We start from the raw sequence: 15031 nt of genomic DNA on the forward strand, positions 1-15031 counted from the left end.
ACTCCGCATGCCGTCTGGTTCGATGCCCCCAGCTCCAGCGCCCGCGCTGCCACGCCTGACCGAGCTGGCCCGCGTGCATGCTGGACCGCGACCTGCCCGCTTGGCGGTTTAGCACTGGTCTCGCGCCATCTTATGAATGTGATCGAGGACGAAGTAATACGTTGGCCTAGAAGCAACACTTCTCCAATACGGCTATTACTTCCGGTTCGGTGCGTCGCAAAAATTACTAAAAATTTACAGTGATTTAACTATCAAGCCAGAAGAAATAACGTGAGAAAATTTAAATCGAAATGCATGCTTGGCACATGCATCGTTGGAAGCATCTTTAGCGCGGGTGCAGCGGCGCAGGTCGCTGCAATAAACAATACTGGCCGTGCCGAGGCTATGTCTGCATGGGAAACTACGCTCAAGCACGAGGCTCCGGTTATGGAGGGCTGCTTTAGCTCGACGTTTCCGGACATGGGGTGGCAGGCGGTACGCTGTGGCGCACCGCCGAAGTTGGTCATGAAGCCACAGCACCTTACCAGCGGCAACGTTCGTACCGACACCGACAACCGCGTGCTCATCACCGGCAATGGCTATGACTACGCTGCACGCACGGGCATGCTCACCCATTCAGCCGTCGGCTCGTTCCCGAGCGTAAGCGGCGTGACCACTGGGGTAGTTCAATACTCGCTGCAAATCAATACCGACAACGACAGCAACCCCGCCGCTTGCGCGCAGTTCGGTTTTTCTTCATGCAAGACCTGGCAACAGTACGTCTACTCCAGCGACGCCGACGAAGACTCAAGTAATGGCTTTGACCCGGTCATCTTCATTGAAAGCTGGGTATATGCGAACAGTACCTCGGAATACGAGGCGGCGGGTTGCCCGTCCGGCTGGGATGCTTACGCAGGCAACGCTTGCGTGATTAACAGCGAAGCGGTGCGAGTACCTCTGGTGCCAGTTTCGGGCATCGCTGGTGTCAAGCTGACAGGTTCTGCGACCTCGGGGGGCGTGGATACCGTGTCGTTCTCGGTGAACGGAAGGGCCTACAGCGTGAGTCAGCGCGCCTCTACGGTGGATATCAATAAGATCTGGCGCCTGACCGAATTCAACATCTTCGGCAACGGCGCCAGAACTCAGACGGTGTCGTTTAATCGCGGCTCGCACGTCACGGTAAACGTAGCCGTAAACGATGGTACGACAAATGCCCCGACTTGCCTGGGCAATGCCGGCAAGACATTCGAGCAGAACAACCTGACGCGTGGTAGTTGCACCACCTTTGGTGGCGCTTCGCCCGGCATTAGCTTTCCTCAAAGCAACTGACTATTTGCGTCTGGGGAGGTTTCGTCCTTCCCAGACGTTACTTGTTCGCCAACCGGGCGCACTTGCCGCAGCTGCTCCAAGAGCTGTTCCAGCGTGCTCAGACGTACCGTGGCCCGTGAGGTGTCCGCCTCGGCGTGTTCCCGGCGCTGGCGCTCTTCGACCAGCTCGGTCCGTGCCGCAGCCAGTTCGGCGCGCACGCCTTCCAGCGCGTGGGCATCTTGGGTCCAGCGTGCCTGCAGGGCTTGGTGCTCGGCGGCCGTCAGGCGCAGCGCGTCGTGCTCGTGTTGCTGGGCATCCGCCCGCTGGCGTGCCTGCACCAGTTCACACTCCAGGCGGGTCTGGCGTTCCAGCCACTGGCCGTTCTCCCGGTTGAGCTGCATCAGGTCGTGGTTCTTGGCGGTCAAGGCCTCGTTGAGGGTCGGCAGGGGTTCGTGTAAAAAACAGCTAAAAGTGAGCTAACTCGCTGTCAGTAAAGAATTTTTCACGAATCCCTGCCTGCTCTCGTGATCGGCCATCGGAAAGACGATTGTCGTCTGCGTAGCTGCCGGCTCATTCATGTCCTGGCTGCGCCGCCGGCTACAATTGGCGATTGTCGCGACTAGGCCAGATTGCAAAGCGCTCTCGCTGCGACGTCCCCCCGTCCTGAGTAGCGGCCGGGTTTAGAGTCCGGGGTTGATGATATCGGTGTTGGCCAGCTGTTGGGCATACGCGGATGGCGTCATGCCGCCAATTGCTTTCTTGGGTCGGTCCTCGTTGTATTCGCGTCGCCAGCGTTCGATCTCGGTGCGCGCATGCAGCAGTGTCGGAAACCAGTGTTCGTTGAGGCATTCGTCGCGTAACCGGCCATTGAACGATTCAACGTAGGCGTTCTGATTCGGCTTGCCGGGCTGGATCAGCCGTAACTGCACGCCACGTGCATGCGCCCAGGCCACCATCGCCTTGCCGCAAAACTCCTTTTGCCTTTATCGGTGCGGATCACCTGCGGCAAGCCGCGGCTGATGGCCAGCCGATCCAGCACACGCGTCACGCCATGGCCGAAAATCGCACGCTCCGTAAGCTCCCCAGCCTGACAGACACCGCATAAGTAGTCGCACCTGAAAAACCCCAACCACCCAACGACCGCAAGGCCTTGATGTCTGCACCGGCGTGCCAGAACTACCAGTGTTCGCTACGCTGAAGGCTGGTTTCTGGCAGTTTCCGCCCATGCGTACACGCCGTCCTGCTGCCGAGCACATGCCTGCCGATGAGTTGTTTCGTTCGCGGCTGGAGAACCAGATCGATCTGCGTCATCCGCTGGCGCGGCTGAGCCAACGGATGCCGTGGACGGCGTTGGAGCAAGCACTTTCATCGCGCTTGCCGGCCACCCAGGCCGGTGGCGGTCGGCCGGCATTGCCGGTGCGACTGATTGCCGGTTTGCTCTACCTCAAACACGCCTACGACCTGTCCGATGAAGCGGTGTGCGAGCGCTGGCTGGAGAATCCGTACTGGCAGTTCTTCACCGGTGAGGTCGTGTTCCAGACGCGTTTGCCGTGCGATGCCAGCTCGCTGACGCGCTGGCGGTAGCGCCTGGGTGAGGCCGGGATGGAAGAGCTGCTGGCGCACACCATCAACGCCGCGCATGCGATGCAGGCGGTGGACGCACGCGAGTTGTCGCGGGTGATCGTGGACACCACGGTGCAGGAAAAGGCGATCGCCTATCCGACCGACAGCCGTTTGCTGGAGGTGGCACGCAAGAAGCTGGTGTTACTGGCCAAGCGGCACGGCATCGGATTGCGGCAGAGCTACGCGCGGCAAGGCCCGGCCCTGAGCCGCAAGGCAGGTCGGTATGCGCATGCGCGCCAGTTCAAGCGGATGCAGCGCGTCCTGCGACGTCAACGCACGGTATTGGGGCGGGTGTTGCGCGACATCCAACGCAAACTCGATCAGGTAAACACCGGCGTGCGCGAGCGCATCGCTATCTGGCTGGAACGTGCGCAACGGCTGTACACGCAGCGTCCGAAGGACAAACAAAAACTCTACGCATTGCATGCCCCGGAAGTGGAATGCATCGGCAAGGGCAAGGCGCGTCAAGCGTACGAATTCGGCGTCAAGGTCGGCATTGCAGTCACCGCCTGCAAGGGATTGGTCGTGGGTGCGCGCAGCTTCCCGGGCAACCCGTACGACGGCGATACCTTGGCCGAGCAGCTGGAGCAGACACGCGGGTTGCTGCAGGATGTGAGCGTAGAACCGACGGTGGCGATCGTGGACCTGGGCGATCGCGGGCGCGAAGTCGATGGCGTGCAGGTCCCTGCATCGCGGCAAGGCCAAGACGCTGACGCGACGGCAATGGCGCTGGATCAAGCGACGGCAGGCAGTGGAGCCGGTGATCGGACATCTGAAAGACGACTGCCGGTTGCGTCGCTGCAGGCTGAAAGGTGCCCAAGGCGATGCGCTGCACGTGCTCGGCTGCGCCGCCGGCTACAACCTGCGTTGGCTGCTGCGCTGGATCGCGTTTTTGCGTGCCTGGATGCGGGCGATGGGATGGTCATCCTTGAGTGCCGTGCAGCTGTCACCGACGGCACTTGGCGCTTGAAGGGGATTTTTCAGGGACGACTAAGTAGATCTTTCTGGCATCGTTTCCTCAGCCAGGAGGTTCTATGCGCAGATCAAAGTTCACAGAGACGCAGATCGTCACGACGCTCAAGCAGGCCGACGCCGGCGTGCCCGTCAAGGACATCTGTCGCCAGGTCGGTATCAGCACAGCGACGTACTACCAGTGGAAGAGCAAGTACGGAGGCCTGGAGGCTTCGGAGCTGCGGCGGGTCAAGGAGCTTGAGTCCGAGAACGCCAAGCTCAAGCGGATGTACGTCGAGTTGGCGCTCGACAACGCGGCCATGAAGGACCTCATCGCAAAAAAACTCTAGGGCCGGCGCGCAAGCGCGAGGCCGTGCGGTACCTGATCGAGGTGCACGCGCGGCCGCTGCGTCGGTCCTGTGCATGCGTCGGGCTTGCACGTGCGGCGTGGTATGCGCCACCGCTCGACTGGACAGTACGCGATGCCGAGTTGATCGCGGCGATCGCACGTGTCGTCGAAGATCGGCCCAGTCGCGGCTTCTGGAAATGCAGCCACGTGCTGCGTAGGACGCGTCCTGACTGGAACCCGAAGAGAATCTATCGCGTGTACAAGGCCATGCGGCTCAACCTGCGCCGCGCTGCGAAGCGGCGGCTTCCCAAGCGCGAGCGTGTCGCGCTGTATGTCCCAAGGTTGCCTAATACCGTCTGGTCGGTCGACTTCATGAGCGACGCTTTGACGTGCGGCCGACGCTTCCGCACCTTCAACGTGGTCGACGACTTCAACCGCGAGGTGCTCCACATCGAGGTGGATACCTCGATCAACTCGCATCGTCTGGTGCGCGTGTTTGAGCAGATCAAGCACGATCATGGCCTGCCGCAGGTCGTGCGTTCCGACAACGGGCCCGAGTTCCTGGGCGACGCATTTACCAGCTGGCTGGAGGTCAATGGCGTGGCGATCAACTACATCCAACCCGGCAAACCGAACCAGAACGCCTTCATCGAACGCTTCAACCGTACCTTCCGGGAAGAAGTGCTCGACCAGCACCTTTTCACCCGCCTCGACGATATCCGCGAAGCCACCCATTGGTGGATGATCGATTACAACGAAGAGCGACCCCATGACGCGCTCGGCGGCCTAACGCCCACCGAGTACCGCAACCAACACGCCAGAAGGTCTACTTTTGATGTGTCTGCTTGACGGAGAAGCTTACGGCTCCACCTCGATGGCGACCGCTTCGTGCGTGGCGTCGTCCACGATCACCAGACACTTGATCGCCCTGCCTTCGGCAGTGCGGTCGAACACGAAGTCCATCGACCACACCTGGTTGGCTCGCAATGGCCGCAGCAGCGGCTGACGCTCGCCCACTGGCACTTTCTTGCGCTTGCGGCGCCGGACCTGCAACTGCTTTTCGCAGTACAGCCGCTCCACACGCTTGTAGTTCACGATGCGGCCTTCCTGTCGCAGTTTGAGATAGATCATCCCCACGCCATAGCGGCGATGACGATGCGCCAACGCACAGATGCGCTCACGCAATTCGATGTTGCGATCTTCGCGCGGGCAGTAGTGCAACTCACTGGCGCTCATGCCGATCGCGGCCAACGCGCGACGCTCACTGGAGCCACGCCCCATCCACTCGCGCACCAGCGCACGACGCGTCGGTGCGCTCACCACTTTTTTCGCAGCGCATCCTTGATCAGATCGTTCTTAGAGGTTCCTTAGTTACTTTTGGCCGCTCTAAGCGCTTCTCCGCCATAAAACTCCCGTGCGGAATTCTTGCATATGTCTTTGTAAAAAGCTTCAGCGTCCTCCACTGTGTAGCCAGCTCCGACAAAACACCCATGCGCAATTTCTCTGAGTGTATGACGCTCGCTACTGGCGTTGTCGTAAACAGCGTTCAGGCATCCAACTATGGCAACAACATCTTTCTTGGAAAGCCTATCTTCGCCACTTAATAGGCGCGCATGATTGATATACGCCGACACGTTGTATCCGGTAAACGAATCAGCCAAGCCGGAAGAATCCTCGAAACCGGAGCAATCATCATTCATTTTAAAATGACAAATTGGTATATACTTCATCTCTCCTAATTTTTTAGACCTAAGGTCGTTCATCGAGTCTTCGTCTTTTTTATAAATCGATTTATGCATCACCATGTTAAGCTCATGCAGAAGCGGCCCAGCGACGCTCGTATTACGCCGGGCAACTCCTTTTTCCATGTCATTGCGATTAAATGGCCTAGTTTCACCAAGACGCTTATTTTCATGGGAGGAAGCCAAGCCCCTTCCCTCAAGAAAGGGCATCAGCACCTTGTGAGCGTCACCCCAGGTTCTCGGACTGCAGTACACTGGTCTAAGAATCAGCAGTGCCTGGCCGGCCCGGAACTGGGCTTCCGAAGTAAGTGATTCGGAATTTTCCAGCAGTGGCTGCAATCCAACGATGCATGCTTTGGGTGTCAACGCCCGGTCACTGGTGATTGATTGGGCGTGATGTTTTTCGCCCTTCTCAATAAAAGGGTTAGAAATAGATCGTGATGCATAACCGTAGGAGCCACTGTCGTGGTTTGGAACGCCTGAAAGCGAATATTTGTTTTTAACTTCAAAATCACCCTCCTTGGTTATATCGAAATCAACGGGAGCTTGAACGACTCCATACTTGGTGAGCAGGGCGGGCTTTATGCGCTCGCCAAGAATGCATGATATATTCAGCGCAATAGAATCACGGGCTTCCTTGGTATTGATCAATTCTTTCATGTGAACCTTGGTAGCTGAGCGAAAATCTAACATGGTGACGAAAGAATTTTCTCCAACAAGCTTTGGCCATAATGAAGTGCGCGCCACCTTAACGTTTTCAGGGCATCCATGCGCATGATATTCGGCATAATTAGCCTCTGCCTTTTTCTCCGCTTCCTGCAGGCGAACGTCACTGGTAAATCCTTGCTTACTATCATGCAGTGACGTTGTCGAAAGAAAGAATCGATTGGCGGTGTTGTCGTAGACATAAGCAGTACCGGCAGCTCCGGCAATATATTTCATGGCAGTCTTTGCAATACCTGCCAATCCTCGCGGATTGTTCCTGTTGGATGATGTGCGATTTGCATTCTTTGGAAAAGATAGGAGTCCTGAGAGGATTTCATTTGAGCTATTCGCTCCACCTATCGTTTGGGCCGAAGTGGGGGCACTCTTGCTGGGCTGATTCTCTAGCAGTGACACAACGGGTTTCACATTATTTTTAGCCACACGCATTACCAGCACCTCAATTTTTGAATTAATATGAACAGGAGTGTCGGCATGAATTCGTACAAAAAGGTAAATTTAGCCAAAAATCTGGAAATTATCACTTATCACTTCGCGAGTGAATCCACTCCTATCTCAGTTGTACCCATGTCTGGCATGCCTCAACTGATGAAAGTGCATGTCGGTAGGCAGCTTGCCGCCCATATAAGGGTGCAGAAGTAAGTTTGGCGCGGAACACTCCGATTCGCATCGCCTCACCGAAGGCATGTTTGGGACGACGAAGCATTGACGCGGGGGGATTCCCGACCTTTCGCCAAACGGCTGATCATCTGCCTGCCGGCATTGCACCGGCTGCGATGGCGTTTTCGGGTTCTCCAACGGGGTGCTCTAGCCGCAGTTGCGCCAGTAACTGCTCCAGCGTGCCCAGACGTACCGTCGCCCGCAAGTTGTCCGCCTCGGCGTGTTCCCGGCCCTGGCGCTCTTCGACCAGCTCAGTCCGCGCCGCAGCGAGTTCGGCGCGCACGCTTTCCAGCGCGTGGACAGCGTCGGTCCAACGGGCCTGCAGGCCTTGATACTCGGCGGCCGCTAGGCGCAGCGCGTCGCGCTCGCGTTGCTGGGCGTCGGCCCGCTGGCGTGCCTGCACCAGTTCCCGCTCCAGGCGGGTATGGCGTTCCAGCCACTGGCCGTTTTCCCGGTTGAGCTGCATCAGGTCGTGGTTCTTGGCGGTCAGCGCCTCGTTGGCCTGCCGTAGGGCAACCTGCAGTTCCTGTACCTGGTGCTCGTGCCGGCGTTGTTCCTGCTTACGCTGGTCCTTGACCGAGGTGCGGTAGTGCTCCAGTGCTTCCCGGGCGTGGTCGTGCTTCTGCTCCAGGGAGCGGGCGTGGCTTTGGTGCTCCGCCAATCGTGCAGTGAGGCCCGCGATCCGCTCCTGCAGCTGAGCCAGCTCGGTAGTGCGGCTGGCCACCTCGCCCCTGGCGGCGGCGCTCGCCTCGCGCTCGGCTTGCAGTACGGTCTCGCAGCGCTGCAGCTGCGTCGTGAGTGAGTCAGCCTCTTGCCGGGCCTGCTCCAGCGTTTGGGTGCGCTCCTGGAGCTGGGACTGGAAGCGCGCCTGGGCCTGCGCAACGACCGTGTCGGCCTCGCTGTGCAACCGCTCGGCGAGGCGGGCGATGAGGTCTTGAAGTGCGTCGCTCACGGCCATCTTCGCGCCAACGCCTTGCCCGTCCTCCTCTTCCAACTCCCTCAGATAACGGTGGATGGTGGTCTTGGAACCGGTATTGCCCAGCCCCACCCGGACCGCGTCGACGGACGGATGCGTGCCCGTTGCGCGCAGGCTATCGCGGGCACGCTGCACTTCGCTTTTGTACAACCCGGACCTTGCAATACGTCCCTCCGCGTATTTCGTAACGCATTACATACTTCGTAACGCATTACATACCATGTATTTACGTACTACTCAACGTGTTAGACGGACCAGCTGCGGGCCGTGATCTCACGCGGGATAATATGGAATTATCCCGCCTTATCCGGAATTTTCGGCTACAGTCGCCCTGCGGCCGTACGATACGGCGTTTTGGGGCGAGGCGGTGAGCTCGGTCAAGCAGTATCTGGAAGCGGCAACCCGCGCCAACACCGAGCGCGCGTATGCAGGGGCGATTCGTCACTTCGAGGTCGAGTGGGGTGGTCATCTGCCGGCCACCGCGGAGCAGGTGGCGCGCTACTTGGCCGCCTACGCCGGGCAACTCGCGCTCAACACACTCAGGCACCGGCTCGCAGCACTGGCGCAATGGCACCAGGTGCACGGCTTTGTCGACCCGACCCGGGCGCCAGTGGTGCGCCAAGTGCTCAAGGGCATCCAGGCTCTTCACCCAAGCGTCGAAAAACGCGCCACGCCCCTGCAACTCACCCAGTTGGGCCAGGTCACGACATGGCTGGAAGACGCTGCGGCTGCGGCCTACTCTCGCGGCGATCGCGCCGCAGAACTGCGGTACCTGCGCGATCGCGCCTTGCTGCTGCTCGGCTTCTGGCGCGGCTTCCGTGGCGATGAACTCACCCGCCTCCAGGTGAACCACCTGCGCCTGGTGCCTGGCGAAGGCATGACCTGCTTCCTGCCGCACAGCAAGAGCGATCGCCAGCACGCCGGCACCACCTACAAGGTCCCGGCGCTGTCGCGCTGGTGCCCGGTGGCTGCCACCATGGCCTGGGTCGCGGCAGCCCTCCACGCGGGGCCATTGTTTCGCGCGGTCAACCAGTGGGGCGGAATTGCCGCCGCCCCGCTCCACCCCAACAGCCTGGTGCGCCTGCTACGGCGGATCTTCCGCGAGGCCGGGGTGAGCTCTCCCAACGACTACAGCGGCCACTCGCTGCGCCGCGGCTTCGCCGGCTGGGCCAACGCCAACGGCTGGGACGTCAAAGCGCTGATGGAGTACGTCGGCTGGCGCGACGTGCAGTCGGCGATGCGCTACATTGAAGGGGCCGATCCGTTCGCCCGCCAGCGCATCGAAGCCAGTCTGCCGGAAGCGCCCGCGCTGCCAAGGCCTGCAACGACCTGAGGGGCTGGATGGCGTCGATCGAACGGACCGCATACCCGCAATTCAAGCGCAACCCGGTCGTCCACGAACTGGTTGCGGCCTACACGCCAACCGACACTGAGGTGGCCTTCGTTGCCGAGTACACCCGGCAGCCTGCGCACCGCCTGACGCTGACGATCCTGCTCAAGACCTTCCAACGGGTGGGGTATTTCCCCGTGTTGGACGAAGTCCCACCGGCGGTGGTGCGTCATATCCGCAGCGCGCTGAAACTGCGCGTGCAGGTCAAGCCAGCGAATCTTGCCAACGCCTCGCGCTATCGCTACTACCGCCGGATCCGTCAATTCCTGCAGGTCCGGGCCTACAGCGATGGCGGGCTTAAGATTGCTGCACGCGCGGTATACGAAGCCGCTGCGGTGATGGATAACCCGGCGGACCTGATCAATGTAGCCATCGAAAAGCTCGTGCGTGATCGCGTCGAGCTGCCGGCATTCTCCACACTGGATCGCCTGACCCGGCACATCCGCACACTGGTCAACGGACTCTATTTCGCCCAGATCGAGGCTCGACTGACCATCGACGAAAAACAGCGCCTGGAAGGCCTCCTGCAGGTCGAACAGGGGCGTCAGAAGAGCCCGCTGCACGCGAGCGCCTGCCCAAGCGCTCTTCGCTGCAGCATTTCCAGGAGTTGATCGACCATATCGCCGAACTGGACGAATTGGTCGGCAGCGAGTTGCACCTGGCGGGCATCCCGGAGGTCAAGCGCAAGCACTTCGCTGCCGAGGCGCGGGCATTGGATGTTTCCGAGCTGCGCAAGTTGCGGCCCGCCAAGCGCTACGCCATACTGGTGTGCTTGATCCACCGGGCCCGGGTCCAGACGCGCGACGATCTCGCGGAGATGTTCATCAAACGCATGGGGAACATCCACAACCGGGGCCGAGAGGAACTGGAGCGGCTGAGGGCGCGCTATTGCGAGAAGACCGAAGCGATCGTGGCGACGATGTCGGATGTGGTCCGCGTCCTCGACCATCATCGCGGCGACACCGAGGCGGGGCGTGAAATCCGCCGCCTGGTCAACGTCCATGGTGGCGTGCAGACGTTGCAGGCCGACTGCAACACCATTGCGGCGCATAGTGGCGACAATCACTTGCCGCTGCTGTGGCTGTTTTACAAAAGTCACCGCTCCACCATCCTGCGGATGGTGCGTAGGCTGGACTTGGCCTCGACCACGGAGGACCGCTCGCTGATCGACGCGATCGAGCTGATCCTGACCCAGGAACGAACCCGCATCGATTGGTTGGACGAAGCGGTCGATCTGGCGTTCACCACCCAGCTTTGGCGCAAGACCATCGTCCATCGCACCGAACGAGGCGAGGAGCGCATCCACCGGCGTCTGTTCGAGGTTTGTGTGTTCTCATCGCTGGCCAACGAACTGAAATCGGGCGACGTGGCTGTGCGCGGATCGGAAACCTACGCCGACTACCGCGAGCAGTTGCTTCCGTGGGACCAGTGCGAACCTATGTTGGAGAATTACTGCAAGCAGGTGGGGCTGCCGGCCACGGCCGTGGGCTTCGTCAATGCATTGCAATCGCGCCTGACGCAGGTCGCCGAGCTGACCGATCAGGGCTATCTGGAGAACGGCCAAGTGGTCATCGGCGAGGATGGCATTCCGGTACTCAAGCGCAGCAAGGCAAAGGAGATGAGCGGCGGGGCCCGTGCCCTGGAAACCGCCGTCCTAGACCGCATGCGCGAACGCAGCGTCATCGAGATCCTGTGCGATGTGGCCCACTGAACGCGCTGGCCCCGGCACTTCGGTCCTTTGTCCGGCTCGGACGCCAAGATCGAGCAACCGACCGAGCGCTACGTCCTCACCGCCTTCACCTATGGTTGCAACCTCGGACCGGCCCAGGCTGCCCGACACCTGCGTGGCGCTGTCTCGGCGCACATGCTGTCGTTCGTCAACCGCCGGCATGTGGATGCCAACAAACTGGCGGCGGCCTGTCGGGACATCATCAACAGCTACGCCGGCCTGCAGCTCCCCAAATGCTGGGGCGATGGCAAGAGCGCGGCCGCCGACGGCACCAAGTACGACCTCTACGACCAGAATCTGCTCGCCTCGTACCACATCCGCTATGGCGGCTACGGCGGCATCGCCTACCACCACGTGTCCGATACGTACGTCGCGCTGCTCAGCCACTTCATTCCGTGCGGTGTCTGGGAGGCGGTCTACATCATCGATGGCCTGCTGAAGAACACCTCAGACATCCAGCCTGACACCGTCCACGCCGACACGCAGGGGCAGTCGCTGCCGGTGTTCGGCCTTTCGCATCTGCTGGGCATCCAGCTGATGCCGCGCATCCGCGACTGGCGCGAATACAAGTTCTTCCGCCCCGATGAGGACATTCGTTACGAATACATCGATGCGCTGTTCCGGGACACTGTCGACTGGGATCTGATCGAGACCCACTGGAAGGACCTGATGCAGGTCGTGCTCTCGATCAAGACCGGCAAGATCGCGGCCTCGACGCTGATGCGCAAGCTGGGCAACTACAGCCGCAAGAACCGGCTGTACCAGGCCTTCAAGGCGCTCGGCGCCGCCGTGCGCACCTTGTTCCTGCTGCAGTACATCTCCAACCGCGAGTTGCGCGAACAGATCACCGCCTCGACCAATAAAGTGGAGGCCTACAACGGCTTCGCAAAGTTTTTCTTCTTCGGCGGGGAAGGGCTGATTGCCGACAACGACCCCGTCGAGCAGGAGAAAGCCGTCAATTACAACGACCTGGTTTCCAATGCCGTCATCTTCTACAACGTGGTCGAACAGACCCGGATCATGAAGTCTCTGATGCGGCAGGGGTGGAAGATCACGCGGGAGGACGTGGCTTTCCTCAGCCCGTACGTGACCAGCCATGTGAAGCGCTTCGGGGATTACCTGATTGATGTGGAGGCGGTCCCGGAACCGTATGAGACTGAACTGGCATTGGTCGTGTAGTTTTGTTGCACCAAAATATCCGCTAACTCACTGATGCAATGGATGAAATCCAATCTTATGAGCTATTTTTACACGTATGTCGGCTGAACCCCAGATTGAAACCACCTGCCTTGTAGCCGCGCGCAGCCGATGCATAAGTCATCACTACATCGTTCCAACGGTACGCCAGCTTTGCTGTTCCAGACCACTCGCGCTCAGTGCGTTGCTGTTCGGTCTGACGGCCAGCGTGGGCGATGTTGGCCCAAGGCAGGCAGGTAAATCCGATCACTTGCGGCGCGATCGCCGGCACTGCTGCCACAGGCACACCACGTGCAACCAGCGCGGCGCCGATCCGTTGCAACGCGGCAGAACTAATCTGACCATTTGGCAAAAAATAACTGGCGCACGCCGGGCTTCCATCCGGATTCTGGAAAGCAGATTGCAGCGTCTTGCTCTCATAAGTATAGCGTAGCCCCACCACGACATCCAACGCGTCGGTGGCGTGCCAGATGGTGTTGGTGAATAACGCGGCGCTGTTTCCATGCTGGCGAAAGCGATCCTGACTGCCTTGCCCACGGAACAGCGTGCCTGCGGGCAATCCCGTTGCGTCGGCGAGAAAACGCGACGCATCCGCGCGCGTGGCCAATGCCGGATTGACGCGCGCAAGCAACACGCTGGACAGATAGGGTTCGTAGACGCTGCCGAAGCGGTACGACTCGTTGCGATGTAGGAATTCATCAGCGTAAAACGCACCTACCATCCAATCGATACGCTCGCTGGACCCGGCCAGGCGCAGCTCCTGACTGAAGGTCTTGAATCTGGTCAGCATCTCGTCCTCGCTCGGAGCGCGGTAAAGAATGTCGGCCGCCCCGTAATCGAAGTCCAGACCGTTGACGGATTTCCAGTCGCGCAATGCGGTGATCGAAGTCAGCACCGCTTGGCCCAGCCATGGCGTTGTCCAATCGACTTGCGCCGAGACACCCCTGTCCTGGATCTCCTGCGCCGTGCTGCGATTGCTGTAGGCGCGCCGACGCTGCGGATTTGCACGTGGAATCGTGCCCTGCCCGTCGGGCGTCAATGCATCGATCAGGGCAGCAGTGGGTCCACGCTCGGTGGTGACGGTAACGCAGCAATTTTCATCGCGACTGCTGTAGTCGGCTGCCAGGTTGATATCGAGATCATCGGTGGGTTCCCACAACAGCTGCACACGTGCGGTGCGCAGATTCTGGTCGCCGTCGGCGGCGGCGGTACGCGGACCTGCCCCGCTCACCACGTGCTCGAAACCATCGCGCTGGCGCTTTGCGGCATACACGCGCAATGCACTAGGGAAGGTCTGAACAACGCACCAGACCTCTAAAATTCGAGCCTGCTGCGTGCCAATAGCGCACAGAGTTGATGCGTACGATACGATTTCCACGGTTTCTTGCGGCGTTGGCTGGCGCCAGACAGCATTATCCCCTGGCCGGCAGCAACTGCCGGCGCACCATCCACAGATTGGATAGTGCGAACAGGGTCAGCACATGCGCGGTGTTCTTGGCCAGGCCGCGATAGCGGACCTTGGTGTAGCCAAACTGGCGTTTGATCACGCGGAATGGATGCTCCACCTTCGCACGCACACTTGCTTTGAAGTATTCCCAACGTTCTTCCTGGCGGCGCTCGCGTTTGTTGCCAATGGCTTGAATCGTCGAACGCTTGGCGGCAATGAAAAAACCAGCCTTGCAGGTCTGCAGTTCTTCGCGTTTGTCCGCACCGGTGTAGCCGCTGTCGCCGAACACACTGTCTTCTTTGCCGTGCAGCAATGCGTGGGTCACCGTGACATCGGCCACATTGGCAGCCGTACAACGGACGTGGTGCACCAGCCCGGAAAACTCATCCACGCCGATGGATGCCTTCATCCCGAATACCACTGATTGCCTTTCTTGGTCTGATGCATTTCAGGGTCGCGCGCGCGGTCGGTGTTCTTGGTCGAACTGGGCGCAGCGATCAGGGTTGCATCGACGATCGTGCCGGACCGCAGGCTCTGACCCTTGCGCACCAGATCCGCGTTGACGGCCTCCAGCATCCGCGCTGCAAGGCCATGGGTTTCCAGCAAGCGGCGAAAGTTGAGAATCGTGGTCTCGTCGGGAACATTGTCCAAACCGCCGAGCCGGGCAAAACGGCGCAAGGTCCGGATCTCGTGCAACGCTTCTTCCATCGCCGGATCGCTCAACGCATACCACTGCTGCAGCAAATGAATCCGCAACATCGTCGCCAGTGCGTACGGCTGTCGACCAGGCCGCCCCGACACCGGATAGTGCGGCGCGATCAGTCCGAGCAAATGCCTCCACGGAACCACCTGCTCCATCTCGGCCAGGAAGATCTCGCGGCGAGTCTGCTTGCGCTTGCCCAAACCTTCAGCGTCACCGAACGTCAGTTGCATGGATGACTCCTCAACGTAGGTGTG

The 15031-nt window shown here is 60.0% G+C and carries 7 protein-coding genes and 5 pseudogenes; 5 read left to right on the plus strand and 7 right to left on the minus strand.

What is annotated here, in order from left to right:
- Window positions 1-270 precede the first annotated feature (270 nt).
- On the plus strand, window positions 271-1308 hold the full coding sequence (locus PD885_RS11640; protein WP_082244341.1) for a hypothetical protein: 1038 nt from the start codon (window positions 271-273) through the stop codon (window positions 1306-1308).
- On the opposite strand, the gene PD885_RS11645 is transcribed toward PD885_RS11640, so the two are convergent.
- Both PD885_RS11645 and PD885_RS11650 read right to left on the minus strand, forming a co-directional pair.
- On the minus strand, window positions 1296-1712 hold the full coding sequence (locus PD885_RS11645; RefSeq protein WP_002813842.1) for a hypothetical protein: 417 nt from the start codon (window positions 1710-1712) through the stop codon (window positions 1296-1298). The two genes, PD885_RS11640 and PD885_RS11645, sit on opposite strands and share 13 nt — an antisense overlap.
- 255 nt (window positions 1713-1967) lie before the next feature.
- A pseudogene (locus PD885_RS11650) lies at window positions 1968-2359 on the minus strand (integrase core domain-containing protein); the annotation flags it as partial.
- 152 nt (window positions 2360-2511) lie between these two features.
- Between PD885_RS11650 and PD885_RS11655 the strand changes: the two are divergent.
- Both PD885_RS11655 and PD885_RS11660 read left to right on the plus strand, forming a co-directional pair.
- A pseudogene (locus PD885_RS11655) lies at window positions 2512-3880 on the plus strand (IS5 family transposase).
- 64 nt (window positions 3881-3944) lie between these two features.
- Window positions 3945-5059 (plus strand): IS3 family transposase gene (locus PD885_RS11660; RefSeq protein WP_172404512.1). Its coding sequence is split into 2 segments (ribosomal slippage): window positions 3945-4197 and window positions 4197-5059, totalling 1116 coding nucleotides; the frame shifts between segments, so codons are not numbered across the junction.
- A 15-nt stretch (window positions 5060-5074) separates the two neighbouring features.
- Here the strand turns inward: PD885_RS11660 and PD885_RS11665 are convergent.
- The 3 genes and pseudogenes from PD885_RS11665 to PD885_RS11680 form a co-directional block, all read right to left on the minus strand.
- Window positions 5075-5568 (minus strand): annotated as a pseudogene (locus PD885_RS11665) (IS3 family transposase); the annotation flags it as partial.
- Window positions 5569-5577: 9 nt separating this feature from the next.
- Entirely contained in the window at window positions 5578-7104 is a 1527-nt protein-coding gene (gene xopAG, locus PD885_RS11670) for a XopAG/AvrGf1 family type III secretion system effector (RefSeq protein ID WP_197493695.1), read from the minus strand.
- 316 nt (window positions 7105-7420) lie between these two features.
- Entirely contained in the window at window positions 7421-8476 is a 1056-nt protein-coding gene (locus tag PD885_RS11680; RefSeq protein WP_040761833.1) for a DNA-binding protein, read from the minus strand.
- Window positions 8477-8678: 202 nt separating this feature from the next.
- Between PD885_RS11680 and PD885_RS11685 the strand changes: the two are divergent.
- Both PD885_RS11685 and PD885_RS11690 read left to right on the plus strand, forming a co-directional pair.
- Window positions 8679-9632, plus strand: a pseudogene (locus tag PD885_RS11685) (tyrosine-type recombinase/integrase); the annotation flags it as partial.
- A 20-nt stretch (window positions 9633-9652) separates the two neighbouring features.
- Window positions 9653-12609, plus strand: a pseudogene (locus PD885_RS11690) (Tn3 family transposase).
- 55 nt (window positions 12610-12664) lie between these two features.
- Here the strand turns inward: PD885_RS11690 and PD885_RS11695 are convergent.
- Entirely contained in the window at window positions 12665-13900 is a 1236-nt protein-coding gene (locus tag PD885_RS11695) for a TonB-dependent receptor domain-containing protein (RefSeq protein WP_231895744.1), read from the minus strand.
- Between the two features lie 139 nt (window positions 13901-14039).
- A protein-coding gene (locus PD885_RS11700; RefSeq protein ID WP_088056893.1) for an IS5 family transposase occupies window positions 14040-15007 on the minus strand; the annotation gives its coding sequence in 2 pieces (ribosomal slippage) (window positions 14040-14488 and window positions 14488-15007; 969 coding nt in all).
- Between the last annotated feature and the right edge of the window lie 24 nt (window positions 15008-15031).

It is taken from the genome of Xanthomonas fragariae, assembly GCF_900183975.1.
Classification (GTDB): domain Bacteria; phylum Pseudomonadota; class Gammaproteobacteria; order Xanthomonadales; family Xanthomonadaceae; genus Xanthomonas; species Xanthomonas fragariae.

What these genes read in the sequence shown, in the direction of transcription:
- xopAG (WP_197493695.1), bottom strand. Translation starts at nt 7,104, where the DNA reads ATGCGTGTGGCTAAAAATAATGTGAAACCCGTTGTGTCACTGCTAGAG.